Below are 23,089 nucleotides of genomic sequence, written 5' to 3'. Positions count from 1 at the left end.
ATGTAATTTTTATGTTCACTATTTGATTTTTCTATATATATCAGTATGTTATTTTTTTTGAAGATATGCTTTTTATTCTTTTTTAATTTTTCTTTTTGTGCAAACCGCGTATAATCAACACGTTTTGGATCGTCGTTGGGCGTATTAAGTTTATTTATGTTTAATAAGGCTAATTTTTGTGATACTTGATATCTTAGGACTATTTTTGTGTTCATTCATGAGCCTTTTTGTTTTTAGAAAGTTTGCAATCTACATAAACTTAGTTGACCAGCCTAATGAAAGAAAACATCATACTGGTGCGGTTCCATTAGTTGGTGGACTTGCTATTTTCATTGTTGTATTCAGTTACTTAATTGTTTTTTCTGAAACAATCTCTTCATCAGCTTTATACCTATTCTGTGCCGGAACACTGTTAATTGTTGGTGTTTTTGATGATTTATTCGATATTAGCTTTCGAGTTCGACTTGTAATTCAAGTAGTCATTTCATGTTTAATGATGTTTGTTGGTGAGCTAACGTTGAATAATGCAGGACAGTTAATAGGTCCATTTGATTTAGAGTTTTCTTACTTCTGTTATCTTTTTACAGTTGTTGCGGTTGTAGGAGCAATAAATGCTTTTAATATGGTAGATGGCATTGACGGGCTTTTGGGGGCGTTGGCAACCGTTACTTTCACATCTTTGGCAATCCTATTTTATTTGAATAATCAAAAGTCTCTGGCTGTTTTTAGCACAGTGATTGTCGTTACAACAATTCCTTATATTTTAATGAATCTAGGCTTCCCTCTAGGGCAACGATTTAAAGTTTTTATGGGTGATGCAGGTAGTACCGTTATAGGTTTTACTGTTATTTGGCTTTTATTGGAAGGTTCTCAGCCAGAACAAAATTCAGCTTTTAGTGCTGTAACAGCATTGTGGCTTGCTGCTGTGCCAATTATCGATGCGGTATCTACTATTGCAAGACGAGTTAGAAAAGGACAGTCTCCATTTCAACCTGATCGTGAGCACCTTCATCATATATTGCTAAGGTTGGGTTTTTCGAGTCGACAAGCGCTGTTTGTGATATGTACAGCTTCTGCTTTGTTAGCTGCGGTTGGTATTATTGCACATATATACCAAGTGCCTGATTATATAATGTTTTATTTATTCATAGCCTTAACGCTGGCATATTATTTTTGTATGTTAAGAATATGGCGCATCAGTGTTCACGTTAGAAAATTTATAAAAAAAATAAATAGTAAATAAAGTGGCACTTCACTTCATTAATAACCTTTTGAACTAAATGGAAGTAAATTTTGAGCTCAGTAAAACACGAAACGAATCAAAACGATGAAATTAAGCTTTCTCACCTTTTTGAGATCTTGTGGAACTACAAAATCTTTATCGTTTTGTTTACTTTGTTATGTTCAGTAGCCACTGTCTTTTACGCAATTAATAAACCTAATGTATATACTGCCAGAGGAATTTACATGCCTAAATCTGATGGCGGTGCGGGTGGTTTAGCAAAGTTAGCTGGTCAATTTGGTGGTTTAGCAAGCTTAGCAGGTGTTAACCTTGGCGGCAGTGGCGAAAGTAAAACAGATGTTGCGATAGAGCTATTATCCTCGCGTTACTTTTTGCAGTCTTTCATTGAAAAGCATGACTTAGTTGTGCCTTTGTTAGCAGTGACTAAGTGGGATGAACAGTCAAACAAGCTTGTTTATAATCATGAGCTCTATGACCCACAACAAAAAAAGTGGGTTAGAGAAGCACCTCCGGGAAAAAACGTAATTCCTACCTCATGGGAAGCATACGAATATCTTAAAAAAAGCATCAATGTAGAATATGAGTCAAAAAAGGGATTAGTGAAAATCTCTTTAGTTTATTATTCTCCTAAACTTGCTGCTGAATGGTTAGAGCTTTTAGTTAAAGATATGAACGAGTTTTGGAAGCAAAAAAAGCTAGATGAAACTAAGCGCCATATTGATTTACTAACGAGTAAGGCCGATAAAACTCAAGTGGCAGAAATCAAAGAGGTCTTTTTTACTTTGATTGCTGAACAAACGAAATCTAACTTATTAGCTCAAGCAACAGACGAATCTATGTTTGAGACTGTCGCAGAGGTTATTGTACCAGAAGAGAAATCTGCACCGAGTCGCGCATTATTATGCATTATAGGCTTTATTTTTAGTGGTTTTTTTGCCTGTGTTGTGTCACTTATTATGGGATTTTCGAAAAAGCGTCAGCAACAGCTAAACGGTTAGAAAATGAAGGATATAACACTCGGAAGCTATCATAACTTTTTGTCAGAACTGGCAGTTATGATGATGTCTTTTTATATTTTAGCTGATATGCTTTCTGGTTTTTCAATCATTTATCTTGGTGTAGATATTAAAGCATCATTAATTTATAAAATGCCTCTGCTAATTTTGATATTAGCTTTAATTGCCCGAAGTAATATTAACCTATTCAATTTATTGCTATTATTTATTCTTATCATGTTTGTCGGTCCATTCTTTCAGTTTCTGGACCATGCACGTGCAGATTTTTTTATAGCTGATTTCTCCACTGCGATAAAAATTCTAATGCCAATCTGCATTTTCTTCTTATACCGAGAGTGGTACAAGAAGCAGCCCAAGTTTGCTATTGAAAGTACTCATAAAATTTTAACTTGCTGTTTTTTCATCCTAAGCATGAACTTCATGCTTGGGGTGCTTGGTTTTGGTAAAAGCACTTACGATTTTGGTAATGGGACTACCGCAGGTACAACAGGGGTGATAATGGCGGGTAATGAGCTAGGTGGGGCCTTTCTTGTAGCTTATACCTATATGCTTCATAGATTCTGGAATGAGCGAGGTATCTTTTGGTATGTATTGCTATCATTTTTTACAATCTTTTGTGGTGTTACTGTATCTACCAAAACCACAATTCTTGCAGCAATAATTATTGTATTTCTAGTGCCAATTGTTAATGAGCGAGAGAGGCTTTATCGCTTAACCCTATTAAAGTTAAAAATTTTTGCACCGATCATAATATTAATAATAGCAATTGTAATTATGATCATTGATCTTCTGCAAACTTTAGGACTATATGACCGCTTTATTTGGCTTTATAACAAGGGTGGCTTGCTTGGTATGTTACTGTCTGGTCGTGAAGTTATGGTTGCACAAAATTTTGAAATAGTTCAACAAAATAGCAACCTCTTTGAGCAGCTATTTGGTCAAGGTGAGGCTATTTCATTGAAACGAGTCGATGGTTCAGCTACGACTGAGGTTGATGGGGTAGATGTATTTATTTTCTTTGGCATATTTAGCTTCTTATTTGTATTAAGCTTTTATGTTTATACTTTTTACAAGGCTCATCAACAGACATTATCCAGGACTAATTATTTCGCTCCCTTTGTTTTTTTAGCAAGCTTCATTTTGTTAATTCTTTCGCAGCTAAGTGGGCATATTTGGGGCTCTGGAACGGTAGGAATTTTAATGGGAGTCATGCTTGGCTCTATTAATAACACTGAAAAGCAAAAGTTATGAAACCAAGTTTCTAATTTTATTTTCTTAAGGTGTTATAATTCATTTTTGCTATCACAACCATTAAAGTAACAGTGATGGATATGATTATTTTTGAAGTAGGTAACGTTACTTCAATTAGATATAAATAAGTTTAGGATTAAAAGATGAATCTAGTTGTTCTGACTGGGCGTTATCCATCAACAGATAGCCCTTACAGCCATATGTTTGTACATACTCGCTCAAAACAATATATTGCTCAAGGACACACCGTAACAGCGCTTGTGCCAAGTGAAAAAGAAGAAAAATACACAATAGATGGTGTAAATGTAATTCTTGGCCCTGTAAACAAGTTAATAAAATATCTTGCGAACGTTGATCGCGTCATGATTCACTTATTATTGCATCGCTTTTCAAAGGCAATTGATGCAAGTGTGCTTTATCGATACGTGCTTGATCATAAGCTACCTACTTTGTTCTTCATACATGGTGTTGAAGTGCAAACAATCTGGAATGATAGACGTGATGATATATCTTGGTTAGCTCCTAAGAGTATAGCTCGCTGGCTATATCGTGATTGTTATTTGATCAAAAAGATGCAAAAAACCTTAGCAGAATTTGTTGAGTCAGATATACCAGCAAAATTTATAACGCCTTCAGATTGGATGCTACAAGAAGCAATAAATAATACCGGAGTAGACTTACGCCAAAAGTCATTGGTTATAGCAAATGGTATTGATACTGAAAACTTCAAATTTACTGAGCGTTGGGCTGATAGAGAAAAGCTTCTTAGTATTAGACCTCTAAATTACCGAGGAAAATATGCAGTTGATTTAGTGTTAGAAACAGCACGTCGTATGCCTGGAAATATTCAAACCGCACTTTACGGCAAAGGTCCAGATGAAGATAAAATTAAGTCAGTAATTTCAGAGCAAAATTTATCAGACAGACTTACATTAAACTCTCGTTTTTTACAACCTGTAGAAATTCCATCTGTGCATCAACAGGCTGGTATATATTTAGGTGTTACTAGAATGGATGCCCAAGGGGTATCTATGTGTGAAGCTATGTCTTCAGGACTACCTACAGTATCTTTTTCTACTTGTGCTATCCCTGAGTTTATAGAGCACAATAAAACGGGCTTACTAGCCAAACCATATGATATGGATGAATATTGTTCTCTAGTTAATGAACTTATAGAAAATAGAGAACTATTTGAAAAAATTGCATGGAGTGCTCATCAGTCAATGGTTGCGATCGATATTCGCAAAACCTCAGAACAAGAGCTTAGCGCTAAGCTAGATTAATACCATGTCTTTAGATTTTTCAATTTGTACACCTGTATACAACAGAGCCCATCTATTACCAAGGTTATATGAGAGCCTAAAATCGAGCTGTTCAGAGGGAATTTCGTTTGAATGGCTCATTGTCGATGACGGCAGTATTGATGATATTCAAAGCTTCATAAAAGAAGTTGAGTCTGAGGGGCTTTTAGATTATCGATATATCAGAAAAGAAAACCAGGGGAAGCATTCATGTATGAATGTGTTCTTTAAAGAGGCCAAAGGTGAACTTACATTAATTCTTGACTCTGATGACTTGTTGGCTCCAAACGCGCTTAAAGAAGCTAATAAAATATGGAAACAGATCGGAAAACAAGAGAAGTTTGCTGGGATTGTAGGTTTGTGTATTGATTTAGCTACGCAAAAGCCTAGCGCGCAAGAGTTTCCTAAAGACCCTATGGAATCGACGATCTTAGAGAATGCATATAAATATAATATGAAAGGGGATCGTTGTGATTTCATCAGAACATCTTTATTGAAGGGCAAAGCTTTCCCTGTATACAGTGACGAAAAATTTATGCCCGAAGCTGTAATAACAACAGCGTTTGATGCAGATAAAAAGTATTATTGCACAAATTCATCTTTTAAAATTATTGAGTATCAAGCAGATGGCTTAACAAATAGCTATGATAAGCTAGCGATGAGAAATCCTAAAGGCATGTGTTTACGGTTTAAGCTAATCCTCGAAAATATCAACTTAATAAAGCTGCCATCGGGCAAGAATAAGCTAAAGTTTTACGGTAATTATATGCGTTATTTATGCCACCGCGACGGGGTAGTAAAAGCGTTAGTTGAATACTGTAAGATACCCAAGTTTTTCTTGTTGAATTGGTTTATAGGTGCGCCTGTCGGAAGCGTTATGTACGTGAAAGATAAATTAATGAAGGGCAGTTAATGGCACTGTTTTGGGGGTACTTCTCTCGCTTTTCTAGCCTAGCGAGTAGCTTAATTATTATGCCATTTGCTTTAGCAAATTTTACTGAAGCAGAGTTTTCTCTTTGGATGATTTTTGTTGCCTTCTATGGGCTAATTGTTGTTTTTGACTTTGGCTTAAGTAGTACCTTTTCACGCCAAATGAACTATGTGCTATGTGGTGCGCAAACACTAGAAAAGCAAGGCGTTAGCGGTGAGTTTGACAAGTCAAATATCAACTATGCTCTTTTCTCTACGGTTATTGACAGCGCAAAGTTCATCTTTTTAATTATTGCTGTATTAACCACACTCATATTAGCGATTGCGTATTTCTTCTATCTAGAAACCGTGGCATCTAACTCAGGTTTAAATATTCAATATGAGTGGTTACTTTATAGTGCTGCGGTTGTTATTAATATATTTTGCCTTTTGTACAATGCACTTTTTTTTGGAACTAACAACGTTGCCAGCATTTATAAAGTAACAAGCTACAATAATATTGCATTTTTTATTGTGGCCATTTCGATGATCTTAAATGGTTACACCTTAATAGCAATTGCAGTAGCAAGGGTTGTATCCGCATTTGTTTACTTTGTAGCTTCTAAGTATGAAATCAATAAATATAAGATGCTGCAAGGGTACCAATCAGTTAACTTTGATAAAGTGAAACCAACACTGTTTAAAATTTTACCTAATGCTAGCCGTATAGGCATAGTATCGTTAGGTAACTTTATGCTTACTAAAATATCAATATTAATTATTGCTTACTATTTCAGTGCATCAGACTCGGCAACATATTCATTGGCATTAAACCTATTCACCATATTAAGTGCCGTAAGTTTATTGTATATGACCGTTGTTACGCCTTCTTTAAACCGTGCTATGCAAGAGAAGAGCTATCAAACAGTTAAACGCTTACAGGGTCGTGTTAGGCTAGTATCAATGTTAATGGTTGTGTTGGGGTGTATAGGCATTAGTATTATTGGACCATTTTTACTAAAGTTGATTGGTTCAGAAACAAGTTTACCAGAGCTACCATCATTACTATTTTTTAGTTTAATGATCTTATTAGATGTTAATAGACAGATTTCAATGAACTTTATTGCGGCTAATAACCATGTGCCATTCTCAAAAGCTATCGTGCTTTCGGGGTGTATCACTTTATTAGCAACCATTGCACTGTTTGAACTAGGGTATCAGCACTTCATATTACCAATAATTATTCAAATAATTGTTCAGTCAGCTTTTAATAATTGGTATTGGACTGTTGTAGAAAAGCGCACTCTAAAGGAAATGGCTGTAAATGCAGCATAATGGCATAGGTTTTAATCGTTTGTGAAAGCTTAAAGTAACTTTAAGCTTTCACAAATTTGCTTTGCTTTTGTAAACTCGCATTTTTTATATGGAGTAGGTGTAAAAGTTTTAGCTTGTTTAATTTTATCTATCACTTCACAAGGGTTATAACAGCCAAGGCCATAGCCGTTAGTGTCAACAAAGCGCACTAAATCTTGCTGATGAGGATCAAGGCGTTCGGTGTTTTGAACTACAATTATTTTTTTACCCATTTCCAGTAAGTTATAAACGCTTCCTGCACCAGCATGAGTAATTACTAAGTCAGCTTGTTCATAATATTTATGAATATCACTGACAAACTCGATCGTTGTCACTGATGGGTTTTTATATTCGCCATCAGCAATTTGAAAAATAGCATCATCTTCATCAGTCAACGCTTTTTCTATTTCAAAAAATAGCGAGTCGTAGCGGGTACTACCGACGGTTGCAAATATTTTCATAAACGGCCTGAATAAATTGCGTTAGGGTAAAGCGCGAGTAAGTCTTCGTTTTGTACAAAGAAAGTATCGGCAATGCGATACATCACTTTTCCAGTTAAAGAACGGCTATAGAAGCGCGACCACGATTCTAAAAAGATGACTTTTTTACCTAATAGCTTAAATATTAAAGCGGGCAAAATAACCATTCCTGGCCCTGTAGAAACAAGCCCAGTTACCTTGTAATTACGAGTGATTTGTATGCATTGCTTTGATGTTGTAAAAGCATTCTTTAGCAACTGAAATGGGGCTTTCCACTTGCTAAATTTATCTCTAGGCTCATTACACTCAAAGTGTTTTAGAGAATTAAAATTATCTTTTGTATCAGATATTGATACAAAATCGAATTCAGCATGCGTTTTCATTAAGGCCAAAAGCCTTTTCATTTGTTCTTTGTGACCACCACTTCCATAAATGATGAGCGTTACAGGTTTTTTTTCCAAAAAAGTCACCGTTGTAATTTAATTGGGGCGATTATAATAAAGGCCTGCCAGTATTTCTATTATTTATAAAAAGTAGCTACTTCAGAATGTAGTCAATGATGACTTTGGTTAGTCTTGTAGGATCATAGTTTTCTATGACCTCTTTTTTACCGGCAGAATCAAATTGCTCAATATTGTTTGTCATAGTTTGAATCGCCGAGCACAAATGTTCTTTGTTGTGAGTATCGATAGTGATTCCAACATGGGGTTTAACAATATCGGCAACAGGACCGTTATTAAAAGCAACAATAGGTAAGCCCAAACTCATCGCTTCAATAAATACAACACCAAAAGAATCATAGATAGAAGGCAAACAAAAAATATCAGCGCTCTGTAAAGCCTTAGTTTTATTTGAGTCAGCCAGCCAACCTAAAAACTCAACACGGTCAGCAACCCCTAAGTTTTCAGACAGAGAAACAAGTTGGTTCTTAAGTGGTCCATCGCCAATCACCTTTAGTTTTACATTAGGTAAATCTGGCAGTGTTTTAATAACTAAATCAAGCCCTTTCCCTTCTATGAAACGAGCCATTGATACAAGAGTTACATTGTTTTTATCAAATTGTTTTTGAGGAGTCGGTTCGTGTGCATGTTCAAAAAGCTTATAAGCTAAAGGGTTAGCAACAACAAGAGTGTCTTTTACAAGCCCTTTTTCTTCTAATAGAGTTTTCCACCAAGGAGTAACAACTACTACTTTATTGGCAGGTAAAAGAAAAACCTTAAGAGCCCACATACCAAACTTGCTGTTAGTATATTGGTATAGAGTAGGTGAGTGAAAGTGAATAATCACTTCGCCGCCAAGTGCTTTTACAGTTAGTGCTACAATAAACTTACGAGTCATTGAAAACCATGGGCCACAATGAAGCCAATAAATCCGGCGGCGCTTAATATTTTTTAGTGAACTAAAAATAAGCTTAAACCAAGCATTAACAAAATAAAGTATGGTGCCTTTACTATCGTTGTGAGTATTGATCCGTTCGAAAGGTTGCCCTAACTTTAAAAAAGCTTCTTCAAAAGCTTTTAAAACTGTACTTATACCGCCTTTTGTTTCTGTTGAATGCGTACCGACGATATATATTAAAGGGTTTCTCATTTTAAAAGCCTGTTACGAAAATGAGCAAGAATAGGTAAATTGCTGGATAAAAAATAACGCATTTTCTTTACCTGAAGGCCACAAAAAAGCTGTTTAACAAATAAACTTAAAGGGTAGCGTTTCTTTTGTGCTACCAAAATCAAAAAAGAGAGGTTTTCTTTGTTACAGCGTGACATGTCTTGATGATGCTTTTTAATATACTGGTTGTAACCAGTCACTTTATTTTTAACAGTTGTGATACGGGTTTCTTCGTGGCCTTGATGCTGTATGTAAGAATAGCCTTTTAACATTTTTGCAGGGCCAAATTGCTTTATTAGTCGCGTCCATGTGTCGTAATCCTGGCAAGCTTTGAAAGAAGTATCAAAACCTTTTATCAATTTAAGTTTGTAAGTTTCAGTAAAAACTTGGTTTGTTGCATAGTTATAACTCAAGATTTTAGCGAGCGAGATTTCACCTCCGCCAGCATCAATCACTTTACCTTTTTTGCCATAAAACCATAACACGCCATGGGATAAAAAGGCGTAGTTTGGATCATAGTTACTAACAAGCGACTCTAACCGGTGAGGTAAAAACTCATCGTCGTCATCAAGGCCTGTAATGTATTTACCTTCAGCTATATTAATCGCTTTATTTCTGGCTGCACACGCCCCAATGCTTGTTTGTTGATGAATTACTCGAACACGAGGTTCAATACTACTTAATTCGTCTAACCAGCTTTTTGTTTGCGCGCTGTCAGTAGAACCATCATTAACTATTATTAGCTCAAAGTTAGTAAAGGTTTGATTTAAAACAGATTCAACTGCTCGCTTTAATAATGGCAAACGGTTCTTAGTGGGAAGGTATATTGATACTATTACATTTTTCTCTTCCACTATACTGCATGCCCATATTAATCAATTATTTTTCTACGCTTATGGTATCTGTATCAACTGTAAATATCAAAACACAGAACCATAAACAGATCGTTTTATATTAACATTATTCCGTAGTAGAATGCTGGAGTTTTTGCAGTAAAAAGTTAGATGACACGTTCAAGCACAAACAAAAGGCAAGCATTAATAATTTAGTCTCTTAAACCGATCGCAACTTTTGAATCGATCTTAAGGAAAACAATGAAAGTATTAACAGTATTTGGTACCCGCCCCGAAGCAATTAAAATGGCGCCGCTAGTTCTTGCGCTCGAAAACGATGCAAGAATTGAAGCAAAAGTGTGTGTAACAGCGCAACACCGAGAAATGCTTGACCAAGTATTGGATCTTTTTCAAATTACGCCTGATTATGATTTAAACATAATGAAAGCAGGCCAAGACCTATACGACATCACCAGTAAAATTTTACTCGGTTTACGTGATGTGCTTGATGAGTTTAAACCAGATTGGGTGCTTGTTCATGGTGATACAACCACTACATTTGCAGCATCAATGGCCGCTTTTTACAAGCAAATTAAAGTAGGGCACGTAGAAGCAGGTTTACGTACAGGTAATTTGTATAGCCCATGGCCAGAAGAAGCAAACCGCACATTAACGGGCGTATTAACAGCAAAACATTTTGCCCCTACGCAAGCGTCTGCAGATAACTTATTACGTGAACACGTATCAAAAAACGCTATTTTTGTAACGGGTAACACGGTAATAGATGCATTACTGCAAGTTAAAAATAACGTATTGCCAAAAGACGATGTACAGCAGCAGCTAACCGACAAGTTCGCTGAAATTTTAGATAAACCTTATGTACTCATCACAGGTCATCGTCGCGAAAGCTTTGGTGGTGGGTTTGAGCGAATTTGTCAATCAATTTCGTCGTTGGCCTCAAAATACTCTGACTATAACTTTGTATATCCTGTGCACTTAAACCCAAATGTACAAGAACCGGTTAAACGCTTGCTGGCAGATAAAAGCAATGTAAAGCTTATCGATCCACAAGACTACTTACCTTTTGTATTTTTAATGAATCAAGCGTATTTAATTTTAACAGACTCAGGTGGCGTACAAGAAGAAGCGCCAAGTTTAGGTAAGCCTGTGTTAGTAATGCGTGATACCACAGAACGCCCAGAAGCAGTAGCTGCAGGTACCGTTAAGTTAGTAGGCACAGACACCGATAAAATTATAAACGCGGTGAGTGATCTGATTGAAAATAAAGAAACATACAAAGAAATGAGCTTTGCACATAACCCTTATGGCGATGGAAAAGCATGCGAGCGCATTATTGAAGGGCTATTTACTAATTAAATAACCTACACCTGCCTACAATAGGTTAAGAGCTTAGCCATTTCCAATGTAAGACTAGGCTTGCTTGTGAGCATAACTATTTATGCTTACAAGCATTTTCTAGTACTCTTTTATTTAAACCGCTTTTAGAAACATTCCCAAGCTTGAAATATGCAGACTTGCCTGTATAATGCGCCCTACTTAAGGATGTTCCAATGTAAATGGATAGTAATGCAAAGTTGCTAAATTACGAATAATCAAGTCAGTTATGTCTTCGACTTTAATTACTTCTTAAAAGAACTCCATAGAAATTGTAAAAGCTTTACTACTAAAGTGCTTTGAAAAGCTGCCTTAGCTGCATTTTTCAAGTGAATAGTACTGTCATGCTTTTGTATATAAATAGATGTGTTTAGCCTTGATTCAAGGCCTTGTTAACTTGCGTATAACAAGCCGTCATGCTTTAATTGATCAGCTTTAAAATAAGTAAGTGTAAACTTATATAATAATCTTTTAGGAAGAAGAATGGCGTTCAAATTTAAACTCCTTGCAGCAACTTTATCTCTCCTCTCTGTAAGTGCATGTACAATCATACCAGGTAGTCATTACGAAGGTATTGATTCAGGCGCTCAAGTAGAAAACTTAGAAAAAGACCTCGAAAAAGTCAATATTCAAGTTATTGATTCTTCTTTAATAAATATTCAAAAACGCGAAGTTAAACAGGTTAATACAACCAACCGAAAAGGCATTGATACCTCTGATTATCAATACCGCCTAGGGGTGGGTGATGTGCTAACCATTGGTGTATGGGATCATCCAGAGTTAACTATTCCTGCAGCTGTACAACGTACAGCCGAGTTTGATGGTTTTCGTGTAGCAGAAGATGGCACAATAACTTATGCATACGCACCTAAAATACCAGCAGCAGGCCGCACTGTTGCAGAAGTACGCGCTGACTTGGTAAAGCGCTTAAGCCGCGTAATCGAAAACCCGCAAGTTGACATAAAAATAGTTGGCTTTAGAAGTCAAAAAACTTATGTAACAGGCGAAGTAGAAAACCCAGGTGTATACCCAATTACAGAAATTCCACTCACAATTATAGACGTATTAAACAACGCAGGTGGTATTACTGATCGTGCTGACTGGCGAGAAGTAACTTATACATCGGGTAACAAAACAGAAATAATCCGCCTTGATGACTTTTACAGCCATGGTGATATTTCGCAAAACCGTTTATTAAAACATGGTGATATTGTACATGTTAGCCGTAACGACAAACACCAAGTGTATGTATTAGGTGATGTAATTAAAGCAGGCACGGTAGATATTGACCGCTATGGCTTAAACCTAGCTCAAGCATTAAGTGATACCGGTGGTATTAGAGAAGCCACTGCTGACGCAAACGGTATTTTTGTATTACGTAAGCGCGACCTAGCCAAAGATGGCGTAATTGCAGACGTATACCAATTACACGCTAAAAATGTAGCAGCACTGGTATTAGCAGAGCAATTTGAGTTAAAGCCACACGATATTGTGTATGTAACTTCTGCACCGCTTGCACGCTGGAACCGCGTAATAAGCTTATTGTTACCGTCTATTTCTACGGTTGACTCAATTAACGATGTAGCCAATACAAACTAAGGATAAGTATGTTTGACTCTGTATTAGTAGTGTGTGCTGGCAATATTTGTCGTAGCCCAACTGCCGAGTATGTACTTAAAAGTAAGTTACAAAACAAAGGGATTACTGTTACTTCAGCTGGTTTAACTGCATTAGAAGGTAAGCCAGCCGATGCCACTGCTCAGCAAATTGCTGAGCAGCATGGTATTAATATGGCAGAGCACCGTGGCCAACAAATAAATTCAGCATTAGTACAGCACAACAGCGTTATTTTAGTGATGGAACAGCGTCATTTAACTGACTTATGCGCACGTTATCCTCAAGCAAGAGGTAAAACGTTTTTGTTAGGCAAATGGTTAAACGACACCGAGATCCCCGACCCATATCGTCAGAGCTTAGAAGCATTTACCCATGTTTATGAGCTAATCGATAGCGCTTGTAGCGCTTGGCAAAAGTATTTATAAGGAAACTGCATTAATGAATGCTCAGCCTTCAACGCTAAATAATAGTAACCGAACAACACAAACTAGCCCGCAAGAGTTGCAAGAAATTGATTTAATGGCGCTACTGGGCGCTTTGCTCGACCGTAAATTATTTATTATGGCCATTACCGGCGTGTTTATGGTGCTGGGTGTAATTTATGCTTTGTATGCAGCGCCTGTTTACCAAGCCACTGCCATGATACAGGTAGAAGACAACAGTGCTACAGTTCCAGGCTTTGACGACATGAGCGGTATGTTCGAAAGTACCTCGGCTGCAGTAACCGAAATAGAGCTATTAAAATCACGCTCTGTAATTGGCGAGGCAGTCGACAAATTAAACCTAGATACGGTAGTTAAACCTAAACTATTCCCATTAATAGGTAACCGCGCATACCGAAGCTTTAAACCAAGCTCACCGGGTGAACTGGCTGAGCCTAGTTTTGGTGCAAGCTCATATGCATGGGGGGGCGAGAGCATTGATGTATTTAGGTTTGATGTACCTAGCTTTAATATTGGAACTGAGTTTGTTGTGGTAGCACAACAAAATAACCAATTGGCACTATTAAACGAAGCTGGTGAAACAGTATTAACTGGGCAAGTAGGGCAAGAGCTTTCTAACGGTATTATTGAGCTAACTGTACGTAGCTTAAATGCACGCCCAGGTACCGAGTTTATTATTACCAAACGTGATCGTTTAAATACAATTTTAGATTTACAAGCAGCTATAGGTGCCAGTGAAAAGGGCAAAGACTCGGGCATTATTAACTTAACCTTACAAGATACCGATTTTAGTTATGCTGAAAAAGTGCTTGAGCAGGTGGCAGGTATTTATGTGCGCCGCAATGTAGAGCGCAACAGCGCTGAGGCACAAAAGTCACTTGAGTTTTTAGAGGTACAATTACCAGAGGTCAAAAAACAGCTCGAATTTGCCGAAAAACGCTTTAACGATTACCAAATTAAACAGCAATCAGTAAACATAACGCTAGAAACACAAGGCGTACTTGATCAAATTGTTCAGCTTGAAACTAAATTACAAGAGTTAGAGTTACAGCGCTTAGAGCTTAGCCGTAAATTTAAAAAAGGTCACCCTGCATACCAAGGCATACTTGAGCAAATAAAAGCAGTTAAAAAACAAAAAGATGACCTAACAAGCGAAGTAACTAACTTACCCTCTACCCAGCAAGAGTTATTGCGATTAACCCGTGATGTAGAAGTAAGCAACCAAATTTACACTATGCTACTGGCTAAAACACAAGAGCTCGATATTGTTCGCGCGGGTACAGTAGGTAACGTACGTATTATTGATCACGCAGAGGTGAATACATCAAAACCGGTTAAGCCTAAAAAAGCGCTTATAGTGGTTATGGCAACTATGCTAGGTGGCATGATTGCTGTAGCGATTGTATTAGTGCAAAAAGCGCTCCATAAAGGTATTGAAGACCCTAGCGAAATTGAGGCCATGGGCTTACCAGTTTACGCAAGTGTGCCGTATTCAGACCATCAAGATCAGTTAGTCTCGTTTGGTAAGCTTAAAAATCGAAAAGCCACCCAAGCCAATACCATATTGGCGGTTGAAAACCCTGCGGACTTAGCAATAGAGGCACTACGTAGCCTGCGTACTAGCTTACATTTTGCGATGATGGAGGCAAAAAACAACGTTATTGCAATATCGGGCCCAAGCCCAGGTGTAGGTAAATCATTTATATCGGTTAACTTAGCAACCGTATTAGCGCAAAGTGATAAAAAGGTACTAATAATTGATGCAGATATGCGTAAAGGTTACTTACAAAAAGCGTTTAACGAAAAATGGGAAAACGGCTTAAGTGACTTTTTATCGGGCCGATTAGAGCTTAAAAATGTAATTAAGCAAACTAAAATACCAAACCTGCATTTAATTACCCGCGGCCAAGTACCACCAAATCCGTCTGAATTATTAATGCATGAGCGTTTTTCAAAACTGGTAGATACCATTAAAGAGCATTACGACTTAGTAATTATAGATACGCCACCTATTTTAGCAGTAACAGACCCTGCAATTGTGAGTGCCCATGCAGGGAGTACCTTACTTGTTACCCGTTTTGGCCAAAACCATGTACGTGAACTAGAGCTAACCCGAAACCGTTTTGAACAAAATGGCATTGATGTAAAAGGCGTAGTGTTTAACGGTATTCTAAAAAAAGCCAGTAATGCTTATGGATATTATGGCTATTACAATTATGAATATAAATCGAGTACATAATTGTATCGAGGCTACTTTTTAATGCTGTGAAAATAAATAGTCATAAGCTAGATAGTTAAAATTGATTGTTTCCAATGAGCAAAGTATCTCAGCGATTCTTTATAATGGCTGAGATACTTGAACATAGAAATTAAAAGTTGTAAGGCTTTATAAAGTAGCCTTCACACGGAAAATACAAAGTACAAAAGGCTTTTATTGTGAAAATTTTAGTAACAGGTGGTGCCGGTTTTATCGGCAGTGCAGTTGTTAGGCACATCCTTTCAAATACTAAAGATAGCGTAGTTAATGTTGATGCCTTAACCTATGCTGGCAATCTTCAATCACTTCCTGGTGCAGAGAATTCTGAGCGATATTTTTTTGAACACGTAAATATATGTGATCGCGCTGAACTTGATCGTGTTTTTTCAATACATAAACCAGATGCAGTAATGCACTTAGCAGCTGAAAGCCATGTAGATCGCTCAATTACAGGCCCTGCTGAGTTTATTCAAACAAATATTGTGGGAACTTACAATCTATTAGAAGCAGCACGTGAATATTGGAATTCATTAAATGGTGACTCTAAAAAATTGTTTAGATTTCATCATATTTCTACAGATGAAGTCTATGGTGACTTGCCACACCCTGATGAACAAGAAGATGGTGCTTTAAGTGAGGGATTACCTCTATTTACTGAACAAACCTCATATGCTCCGAGTAGTCCTTACTCATCAAGTAAAGCATCAAGCGATCACTTAGTACGTGCTTGGTTACGCACTTACGGCTTTCCAACCATAGTGACTAATTGCTCTAATAATTATGGGCCGTATCACTTTCCAGAAAAACTCATTCCATTAGTGATTTTAAACGCCTTGGAAGGCAGGTCTCTACCAATATACGGCAAGGGGGATCAAATTAGGGATTGGCTCTATGTAGAAGATCATGCTCGGGCTTTATATAAAGTTGTTACCGAAGGTAAAGTGGGTGAAACCTACAATATTGGCGGCCATAATGAAAAGCAAAACTTGGAAGTAGTGCAAGCAATTTGTGCGATATTAGACATTTTAGTACCTAAGGAAAGTAAATACGCAGAGCTAATCACTTATGTAGCAGACCGACCTGGCCATGATAGGCGTTATGCTATTGACTCTTCGAAAATACAAAGAGAGCTTGGTTGGACACCTAACGAAACATTTGAAACTGGTTTAAAGAAAACAGTTCAGTGGTACTTAGAAAATCAAAAGTGGTGTGAAAATGTTCAAAATGGTTCTTATCAGCGAGAGCGCTTAGGCGAAATCGCATAAATAAGGAAGGAGTACCTTGTGAAAGGAATAATCTTAGCTGGCGGATCAGGCTCTCGCTTATACCCAATTACTCTTGGAGTGTCTAAGCAATTACTACCTATTTACGATAAGCCTATGATTTATTATCCATTATCGGTATTAATGCTAGCGGGTATACGTGAAGTTCTAATTATTACTACCCCAGAAGATAGCGATTCTTTCAAGCGCTTATTAGGTGATGGTTCTCAATTTGGTATCGAAATAACCTATACAGTACAGCCTAGCCCCGATGGTTTAGCTCAAGCCTTTGTACTAGGAGAAGATTTTATTGGTAACGATGATGTGTGTTTAGTCCTGGGTGATAATATTTTTTATGGTCAAAGTTTTACCCCTAAACTTAAACGTGCGGTTGAAAATGCAAAAAACGGTAATGGAGCGACCGTATTTGGTTACCAAGTCAAAGATCCTGAGCGTTTTGGTGTGGTTGAATTTGATCATAATAAAAAAGCAATTTCGATAGTAGAAAAACCAACAAAACCTAAATCGCATTATGCTGTAACTGGCTTATATTTTTATGATAACTCGGTAGTTGAATTAGCTAAAAAAGTTAAACCATCAAACCGGGGTGAGTTAGAAATAACATGCTTAAATGAAATATTCCTTGAGCATAATAAGTTAAATGTAGAAATATTAGGGCGTGGTTTTGCTTGGTTAGATACAGGCACACACGAAAGCTTACTTGAAGCAGCTCAGTTTGTTGAAACTATCGAAAAACGACAAGGTTACAAAATTGCCTGTTTAGAAGAAATAGCCTTTAATCAGGGATGGTTAACAAAAGCTGAGCTAGAGAAGCTTGCTAAGCCATTACTAAAAAATGGTTATGGGCAATACTTAATGGATTTAATGGAATAGTAATGAGTATAGCGTTAAATAGCCCTGTTGCGCCTAATTTAGGAAAGTTAACCCAATATTTAGAGCAAGTGAATAATAGCGGTTGGTATACTAATTTTGGCCCGCTTCATCAACAATTAACCGAAAGGTTAGAGGCTTATTTAGGGGTTAAAAACCTACTGCTTGTTTCTAATGGCACTTTAGCTTTGCAAGTTGCAAGTAAAGTACTGGGTATAACTCATGCGGTAACCACGCCATTTAGCTTTGTTGCGACAACAAGTGCATTACTTTGGCAAAATATAAATACACAATTTTGTGACATAGACTCAAAAACTTTTAACTTATCACCTCAAGCGACTAAAAAAGCGTTGCAACTAGAGTCGTGTATTAACGGTATAGTCGCCACACACGTTTATGGTAACCCCTGTGATGTTGATGTGTTTGAACAGCTGTCACAGCAATATAATATCAAGGTGATTTATGATGCTGCACATGCTTTTGGCGTTAGAGTTAATGAGCAGTCGGTACTTAATTTTGGGGATGCGAGTACACTGAGCTTTCACGCAACTAAGGTATTTCATACCGTTGAGGGGGGGGCGATAGTTTTTAAGCGTAAAGAAGATTATGAAAAAGCAAAGCAACTGATTAACTTTGGTTTAGATAATGGTGAAATAACCGATGTGGGTATTAACGCAAAATTAAACGAGTATCAATGTGCGGTAGGTTTAACGTTACTTGATGACATTGACGAAGTAATAAAGCACCGATCTTTGCTTTTTAGTACATACCGGCAACAACTTGAAAAGATTGTAGAACTGCCAGAGTGGCATAAACAAGCTAATAGCAATGGTGCCTACTTCCCAATTAAGCTGCAAAGTAAACAACAATTAGAAAAAGTGTGTGAAGCGTTAAGCAAAAACGAAATTCAATATAGACCTTACTTTAAGCCCTCGTTAGAAACTGTATTTAGTCATTTAAAGTGCCATGGTGTTGAAGTATCAGCTGATGTAGCTGAAAAGATATTGTGTTTGCCTCTACATGCTAATATGACTTTAAAAGATATAAATTTAGTAAGTGATACAATTAAAGGAGCATTGAGATGAGCTTTGCCGTAATGCAGCCTTACTTGTTCCCTTATTTAGGTTACTACCAATTAGTTAACTCAGTAGATACCTTTGTTTTTTACGATGATGTTACCTACATTAAAAATGGTTATATCAACCGTAATAATATTTTAGTAAATGGCCAAGCTCAGCGTATAACTGTACCTGTACCTGGAGCGTCTTCAAATAAGCTAATTAAAGATTTACATTTTGATATTAATATAAAAAAAGTGCTCAAAACTATTCAGCAAGCATATATAAAAGCACCTTATTTTACAGCTGTTTATCCTATTATTGAGAAGGTGCTAACCAGTAAAGAACGTCAAGTTGCAGTATTATGCGCAAAAAGTATCACTTCAGTATTTAACTATTTAGATATTAGTAAAGAGTTTCTATTTTCAAGCGTTTTGGAGTATGAAAGGTCATTATCTGCCGCAGATAAGTTGCTTGCAATGGGGAAGGTACTTAATAGTACAGAGTACATTAATAGCCCTGGCGGTAAAAAATTGTATAGCAAAGAGTACTTTTCTGAAAAAGGTGTCAATTTATCTTTTATCGAAATGCAGAGTGTTAACTATGAACAAGCACATAATGATTTTGTACCTCATTTGTCGATGATTGATGTGCTCATGTGGAATAGTAAAGAACAAGTGAAATCGCTTTTTCAAGAATATAGGTTGGTTTAATGACGGCTATAGGCGGATATAATCAAATTACATTACCAAGTCTTAATACGTGTTTTCAACCCAATGTTTGTGAATTCCAGTCTGCGAGAGCTGCTTTATATGCGTATTTAGAAGCAAAAAAAATAGAGATGCTTTATTTACCAGATTATATTTGTGACAGCATATTCCCTGCAATTGAATCATTAAAAATCGAAATCAAGTTTTACTCTGTGAGTGAATTATTGTTGCCAAAGCAACAGTTCTTAAATATTGATGATGTAAGATCAAGGGTCATTTTAGTTAATTACTTTGGTTTGTTGACAAAGCCTATTAAAGAATTCGTAAATCAAAATCCTAGACTATTCATTGTAGATAACTCACAAGCTTTATTTGCTGAGCATATAGAAGGTACTGTAAGTATTTACTCACCTCGTAAGTTCGTAGGTATACCTGATGGCGGTTATCTCCTAGCGTCATGCGATATTCCAATGCCAAATGAAAGATTTGATTCTAGCCCTTATTTAAGTCACCTACTATTAAGAGCATCAGGAGATGTTAGTAAAGGGTATGAAAAATTTTTATCCGCGGAGCGAGCGCTCGATAGCTTTTATCCTAAGAGAATTTCTCAGATTTCTAGTTACATTCTTGCATCTACAAATAAAGAAAAAATAATACATAGCAGAAAAAGTAACTATGAATACTTTCAAAGAAAATTTGACGAAGCTAATAAATTGAACTTACCTCTTAATGATCAGGTTCCTCTATGCTATCCACTTAAGTTAGACTTTCCAGTAAATGAAATTTGTGAAGCACTAATCAAAAAGTCAATTTTTTTACCTCGGTATTGGCCAAGTAAATATAATGGTGAGGTTGGAATGGGTATGTTTGATAAGACACTGTTTTTACCCATAGATGAAAGGCTAAATTATAAAAAAATAGAGTTTTTATCTAATGAAATATCGAAGGTTGTAGGCATATTATGAAAGAAATTGATTTAATAAATACCTTTAGCTCTCTTGTTAATGGTGAGCATGAAAAGGTAACAGATAAAAAATACCCGTCTACATATATTGTTGGTTGTCCTAGAAGTGGAACGACCGCACTTTTACAATTGTTATCGCAAAGCGGAGCGTTTGCATATCCTACGAACTGTCTAACTCGATTCTCTGCTTCAATGAGTTATGCGACAGTAATACAAGAGTTGTTATTCAATGAAGAGTTCGGGTTTATACGTACAACAGATACGATAGATTTTAACTCAGAATACGGAAGGAGTAGTGGACCGTTAAATGCTAATGAATTCTTTCATTTTTACAGACGTTTTTTCCCTAATACTGATATTAAGCACTTAAATAAAACAGAACTTACCCAAGTTGATTGTGAAGGTTTAGAGGCAGAGCTAAAAATATTAAGCCAGTTCTATGATAAGCCATTTATAAGTAAAGGTTTAATGATGCAGTATAACTTAGAGTATTTTTACCGTAAGCTTGATAAACCAATTTTCTTGCATATCAAAAGAAATGAATTATTCGTAATGCAATCTATTTATAAGGCAAGAGTTAAAGAAAAGAAATCTGCTAATAATTGGTGGTCAGCAAAACCTAAGCAATTTGAAACTTTAAAAGATATGGATAAGTTTAGCCAGATTGCAGGACAGGTTTTCTATACTAATAATGCTATAGAAAATGCTTTACTAAATATTCCTGATAAATCAAAACTGATAGTCTCTTATGAGGATTTAGTGAGAGACCCTGTAGAAGTGCTAATAAAACTAAAAGAAAAATATCTGCAGAATGGCTTTGAATTACACTTTGAGGATATGCAAAAAATTTCGAAAAAGCTGAAGAACGGAAACGTAATTACCCTTGATGAGCAAATACTTACGCAGCTAAAACTTGCGTACGAAAAGCTAGCAAAAAATAAATGAGTAACTTGTCCTTAAAAAAGAATATAGGATTTAACTATTTAGGTAAGCTCTATAGTACCTTCATAGGTATATTGATTTTACCTATGTTTTTACAATATATGGGGGCTGAGGCTTATGGCTTAGTTGGCTTCTTTACGCTATTACAAGCATGGTTACAGCTATTAGATGTTGGAATGTCGCCAACTCTTGGCCGTGAAGTGGCACGTTTGAAAAACAATCATGATGAAGGTTGGCGTTTAACAACGGTTGTTAACACTGTCGAGCTTTTATTCATAAGCGTTGCCTTAGTTGCCGCAGTATCTTTATTTTGTTTGCAAGATTGGATAGCCACAAGTTGGTTAACTGTTGAAACTCTTAATGTAGACATAATAACAACAGCTATATCAATAATGGCGTTTATTGTGGCACTTAGGTGGGTAGCGTCAATAAACCGTAGTGGTATAAACGCTTATGAGCAACAGGTATGGATGAATGTAGTTGATATGATTATCAACACATTCCGATTTCCTGGGGCGTTATTACTAGTTATTTATTTGGATGGTGATGTACTTGCATATTTCTATTTTCAACTAGCTGTTGTGGTTGTTGAAGTTATAGTTATTCGCATAAAAATGCGAAGTTTATTACCTAGCCAACATGATAGGGTTAAATTATTTTCATTAGCTGAGCTAAAACGTATCGCGCCTTTTGCGCTAAGTATAGGTTACACAAGTGCAATCTGGATTTTATTAACGCAGCTAGATAAGTTGCTATTATCGAAATATTTAACTTTATCTGATTATGGTTACTTTATTTTGATTGGTATTGTTGCTAACGGTATAACAATGCTAAGCAGTCCTGTAACTAAAGCTTTATTACCAAGAATGACATCCATGCTGGCTGAGCAGGGCGAAAAACAAATGCTAGCACTTTACCAAACAGCTACTAAGTTTGTTGCATGTTTTATTTTTCCTATTGCTTTAGTCATTGTTTTAAATGCTGAAGTGGTTATATATACTTGGACAGGAGATACAACCGCTGCAAAATGGGTAGCTCCAATATTACCTTTATTTTGCTTAGGGAGCATGGTCCTAGCGGTTATGGTATTTCAATACCAATTACAATACGCACATGGTGTACTTAAATACCATGTACGTTGGAATACATTTTCGGTGTTAATTAACATTCCTCTAATCACTTACGCAGCTACCTATCATGGCGCACTTGGAGTTGGATGGGTTTGGTTTGCTTACAGATTATTCTCCTTAACGGTTTGGTGTGCATTTGTACATAGTAAATTTGCACCTGGTATGCACCTGAAATGGTTAAAAAATTGCGTCCTGCTCCCTTTTATTCTATCAGCTTCACTTGTTGCGATATTGCATTATATACTACCTCTAAGTGTAGATATGAGTAGATGGAAATTGTTTATATTACTGAGCTTGATTTCACTTATAAGTATCGTGCTATCAACGCTATTATTATTTAAAGATTTAATTCTAAGTAAACTTAACGACAAAAGAGCTGTTTGATTAAAATCATAAAAACGAGCTTCGCCAATAGAAAAGCGTTTTT

Annotated in this window: 21 protein-coding genes; 17 read left to right on the top strand and 4 right to left on the bottom strand. The window is 36.5% G+C overall.

The window, feature by feature from the left end; all coding sequences use genetic code 11:
- Positions 1–178 precede the first annotated feature (178 nt).
- The 6 genes from wecA to wzx all read left to right on the top strand — a co-directional run bounded on the left by wecA (position 179) and on the right by wzx (position 7,055).
- Positions 179–1,243 carry a UDP-N-acetylglucosamine--undecaprenyl-phosphate N-acetylglucosaminephosphotransferase gene (gene wecA / locus L1267_RS13285; RefSeq protein WP_235383146.1) on the top strand — a complete coding sequence of 355 codons (1,065 nt, stop codon included), beginning with the start codon at positions 179–181 and terminating at the stop codon, positions 1,241–1,243.
- 50 nt (positions 1,244–1,293) lie between these two features.
- Positions 1,294–2,241: a Wzz/FepE/Etk N-terminal domain-containing protein gene (locus L1267_RS13280; protein WP_268842617.1), complete on the top strand. Its 948-nt coding sequence runs from the start codon at positions 1,294–1,296 to the stop codon at positions 2,239–2,241.
- A gap of 3 nt (positions 2,242–2,244) precedes the next feature.
- Positions 2,245–3,510 (top strand): O-antigen ligase family protein, encoded by a 1,266-nt coding sequence (locus L1267_RS13275; RefSeq protein WP_138558741.1) that lies wholly within the window; start codon positions 2,245–2,247, stop codon positions 3,508–3,510.
- A 143-nt stretch (positions 3,511–3,653) separates the two neighbouring features.
- Positions 3,654–4,793 (top strand): glycosyltransferase family 4 protein, encoded by a 1,140-nt coding sequence (locus L1267_RS13270; protein ID WP_235383145.1) that lies wholly within the window; start codon positions 3,654–3,656, stop codon positions 4,791–4,793.
- Positions 4,794–4,797: 4 nt separating this feature from the next.
- Positions 4,798–5,724, top strand: coding sequence for a glycosyltransferase family 2 protein (locus tag L1267_RS13265; RefSeq protein ID WP_235383144.1), 927 nt, complete (start codon positions 4,798–4,800; stop codon positions 5,722–5,724).
- Complete coding sequence (wzx, locus tag L1267_RS13260; RefSeq protein ID WP_235383143.1) at positions 5,724–7,055, top strand: O-unit flippase-like protein; 1,332 nt, start codon at positions 5,724–5,726, stop codon at positions 7,053–7,055. The genes L1267_RS13265 and wzx overlap by 1 nt, the downstream gene beginning before the upstream one ends.
- 29 nt (positions 7,056–7,084) lie before the next feature.
- On the opposite strand, the gene pssE is transcribed toward wzx, so the two are convergent.
- The 4 genes from pssE to L1267_RS13240 form a co-directional block, all read right to left on the bottom strand.
- Positions 7,085–7,534, bottom strand: a complete 450-nt coding sequence (gene pssE / locus L1267_RS13255) for a PssE/Cps14G family polysaccharide biosynthesis glycosyltransferase (RefSeq protein WP_135923358.1) — start codon at positions 7,532–7,534, stop codon at positions 7,085–7,087.
- Positions 7,531–8,013: a PssD/Cps14F family polysaccharide biosynthesis glycosyltransferase gene (gene pssD / locus L1267_RS13250; RefSeq protein WP_205994291.1), complete on the bottom strand. Its 483-nt coding sequence runs from the start codon at positions 8,011–8,013 to the stop codon at positions 7,531–7,533. Before pssD ends, pssE begins: the two co-directional genes overlap by 4 nt.
- A 76-nt stretch (positions 8,014–8,089) precedes the next feature.
- Positions 8,090–9,142 (bottom strand): glycosyltransferase family 4 protein, encoded by a 1,053-nt coding sequence (locus L1267_RS13245; protein WP_235383142.1) that lies wholly within the window; start codon positions 9,140–9,142, stop codon positions 8,090–8,092.
- Entirely contained in the window at positions 9,139–10,014 is an 876-nt protein-coding gene (locus L1267_RS13240) for a glycosyltransferase (RefSeq protein ID WP_276605827.1), read from the bottom strand. The genes L1267_RS13245 and L1267_RS13240 overlap by 4 nt, the downstream gene beginning before the upstream one ends.
- A 240-nt stretch (positions 10,015–10,254) precedes the next feature.
- Between L1267_RS13240 and wecB the strand changes: the two genes are divergently transcribed.
- The 11 genes from wecB to L1267_RS13185 all read left to right on the top strand — a co-directional run bounded on the left by wecB (position 10,255) and on the right by L1267_RS13185 (position 23,046).
- Complete coding sequence (gene wecB / locus L1267_RS13235; protein WP_135923361.1) at positions 10,255–11,370, top strand: non-hydrolyzing UDP-N-acetylglucosamine 2-epimerase; 1,116 nt, start codon at positions 10,255–10,257, stop codon at positions 11,368–11,370.
- Positions 11,371–11,871: 501 nt separating this feature from the next.
- Positions 11,872–12,987, top strand: coding sequence for a polysaccharide export protein (locus L1267_RS13230; RefSeq protein ID WP_135923362.1), 1,116 nt, complete (start codon positions 11,872–11,874; stop codon positions 12,985–12,987).
- Positions 12,988–12,995: 8 nt separating this feature from the next.
- Positions 12,996–13,430: a low molecular weight protein-tyrosine-phosphatase gene (locus L1267_RS13225; protein ID WP_135923363.1), complete on the top strand. Its 435-nt coding sequence runs from the start codon at positions 12,996–12,998 to the stop codon at positions 13,428–13,430.
- A 13-nt stretch (positions 13,431–13,443) separates the two neighbouring features.
- Complete coding sequence (locus tag L1267_RS13220; RefSeq protein WP_235383141.1) at positions 13,444–15,687, top strand: polysaccharide biosynthesis tyrosine autokinase; 2,244 nt, start codon at positions 13,444–13,446, stop codon at positions 15,685–15,687.
- A gap of 197 nt (positions 15,688–15,884) precedes the next feature.
- A complete protein-coding gene (gene rfbB, locus L1267_RS13215; protein WP_135923365.1) occupies positions 15,885–16,970 on the top strand; it encodes a dTDP-glucose 4,6-dehydratase in 1,086 nt (361 codons plus the stop codon).
- Positions 16,971–16,988: 18 nt separating this feature from the next.
- Positions 16,989–17,861 carry a glucose-1-phosphate thymidylyltransferase RfbA gene (rfbA, locus tag L1267_RS13210; RefSeq protein WP_135923366.1) on the top strand — a complete coding sequence of 291 codons (873 nt, stop codon included), beginning with the start codon at positions 16,989–16,991 and terminating at the stop codon, positions 17,859–17,861.
- 2 nt (positions 17,862–17,863) lie between these two features.
- A complete protein-coding gene (locus L1267_RS13205) occupies positions 17,864–18,943 on the top strand; it encodes a DegT/DnrJ/EryC1/StrS aminotransferase family protein (RefSeq protein ID WP_135923367.1) in 1,080 nt (359 codons plus the stop codon).
- Positions 18,940–19,629, top strand: a complete 690-nt coding sequence (locus L1267_RS13200; protein ID WP_135923368.1) for a WbqC family protein — start codon at positions 18,940–18,942, stop codon at positions 19,627–19,629. Before L1267_RS13205 ends, L1267_RS13200 begins: the two co-directional genes overlap by 4 nt.
- A complete protein-coding gene (locus tag L1267_RS13195) occupies positions 19,629–20,591 on the top strand; it encodes a hypothetical protein (RefSeq protein ID WP_135923369.1) in 963 nt (320 codons plus the stop codon). The genes L1267_RS13200 and L1267_RS13195 overlap by 1 nt, the downstream gene beginning before the upstream one ends.
- Positions 20,588–21,535 (top strand): sulfotransferase, encoded by a 948-nt coding sequence (locus tag L1267_RS13190; RefSeq protein ID WP_135923370.1) that lies wholly within the window; start codon positions 20,588–20,590, stop codon positions 21,533–21,535. The genes L1267_RS13195 and L1267_RS13190 overlap by 4 nt, the downstream gene beginning before the upstream one ends.
- The gene (locus tag L1267_RS13185; protein WP_135923371.1) at positions 21,532–23,046 is read left to right on the top strand and encodes a lipopolysaccharide biosynthesis protein; all 1,515 of its coding nucleotides are present in this window, start codon (positions 21,532–21,534) and stop codon (positions 23,044–23,046) included. Before L1267_RS13190 ends, L1267_RS13185 begins: the two co-directional genes overlap by 4 nt.
- The last annotated feature ends 43 nt before the right edge of the window (positions 23,047–23,089 follow it).

The sequence above is a fragment of the Pseudoalteromonas sp. OFAV1 genome (assembly GCF_021532595.1).
In the GTDB taxonomy this organism is placed as follows: Bacteria; Pseudomonadota; Gammaproteobacteria; order Enterobacterales; family Alteromonadaceae; genus Pseudoalteromonas; species Pseudoalteromonas lipolytica_C.
The sequence above is the reverse complement of the archived record's forward strand: the minus strand, read 5'-3'. Positions and strand labels throughout refer to the sequence as shown.

Excerpts from the sequence above, each read along its gene's own strand:
- L1267_RS13190 (WP_135923370.1), top strand. The coding sequence starts at position 20,588 with ATGAAAGAAATTGATTTAATAAATACCTTTAGCTCTCTTGTTAATGGT.
- L1267_RS13225 (WP_135923363.1), top strand. The coding sequence starts at position 12,996 with ATGTTTGACTCTGTATTAGTAGTGTGTGCTGGCAATATTTGTCGTAGC.
- wecB (WP_135923361.1), top strand. The coding sequence starts at position 10,255 with ATGAAAGTATTAACAGTATTTGGTACCCGCCCCGAAGCAATTAAAATG.
- L1267_RS13230 (WP_135923362.1), top strand. The coding sequence starts at position 11,872 with ATGGCGTTCAAATTTAAACTCCTTGCAGCAACTTTATCTCTCCTCTCT.
- L1267_RS13200 (WP_135923368.1), top strand. The coding sequence starts at position 18,940 with ATGAGCTTTGCCGTAATGCAGCCTTACTTGTTCCCTTATTTAGGTTAC.
- L1267_RS13185 (WP_135923371.1), top strand. The coding sequence starts at position 21,532 with ATGAGTAACTTGTCCTTAAAAAAGAATATAGGATTTAACTATTTAGGT.
- L1267_RS13220 (WP_235383141.1), top strand. The coding sequence starts at position 13,444 with ATGAATGCTCAGCCTTCAACGCTAAATAATAGTAACCGAACAACACAA.
- wzx (WP_235383143.1), top strand. The coding sequence starts at position 5,724 with ATGGCACTGTTTTGGGGGTACTTCTCTCGCTTTTCTAGCCTAGCGAGT.
- L1267_RS13245 (WP_235383142.1), bottom strand. The coding sequence starts at position 9,142 with ATGAGAAACCCTTTAATATATATCGTCGGTACGCATTCAACAGAAACA.
- L1267_RS13275 (WP_138558741.1), top strand. The coding sequence starts at position 2,245 with ATGAAGGATATAACACTCGGAAGCTATCATAACTTTTTGTCAGAACTG.
- L1267_RS13270 (WP_235383145.1), top strand. The coding sequence starts at position 3,654 with ATGAATCTAGTTGTTCTGACTGGGCGTTATCCATCAACAGATAGCCCT.
- L1267_RS13265 (WP_235383144.1), top strand. The coding sequence starts at position 4,798 with ATGTCTTTAGATTTTTCAATTTGTACACCTGTATACAACAGAGCCCAT.
- L1267_RS13205 (WP_135923367.1), top strand. The coding sequence starts at position 17,864 with ATGAGTATAGCGTTAAATAGCCCTGTTGCGCCTAATTTAGGAAAGTTA.
- L1267_RS13195 (WP_135923369.1), top strand. The coding sequence starts at position 19,629 with ATGACGGCTATAGGCGGATATAATCAAATTACATTACCAAGTCTTAAT.
- pssE (WP_135923358.1), bottom strand. The coding sequence starts at position 7,534 with ATGAAAATATTTGCAACCGTCGGTAGTACCCGCTACGACTCGCTATTT.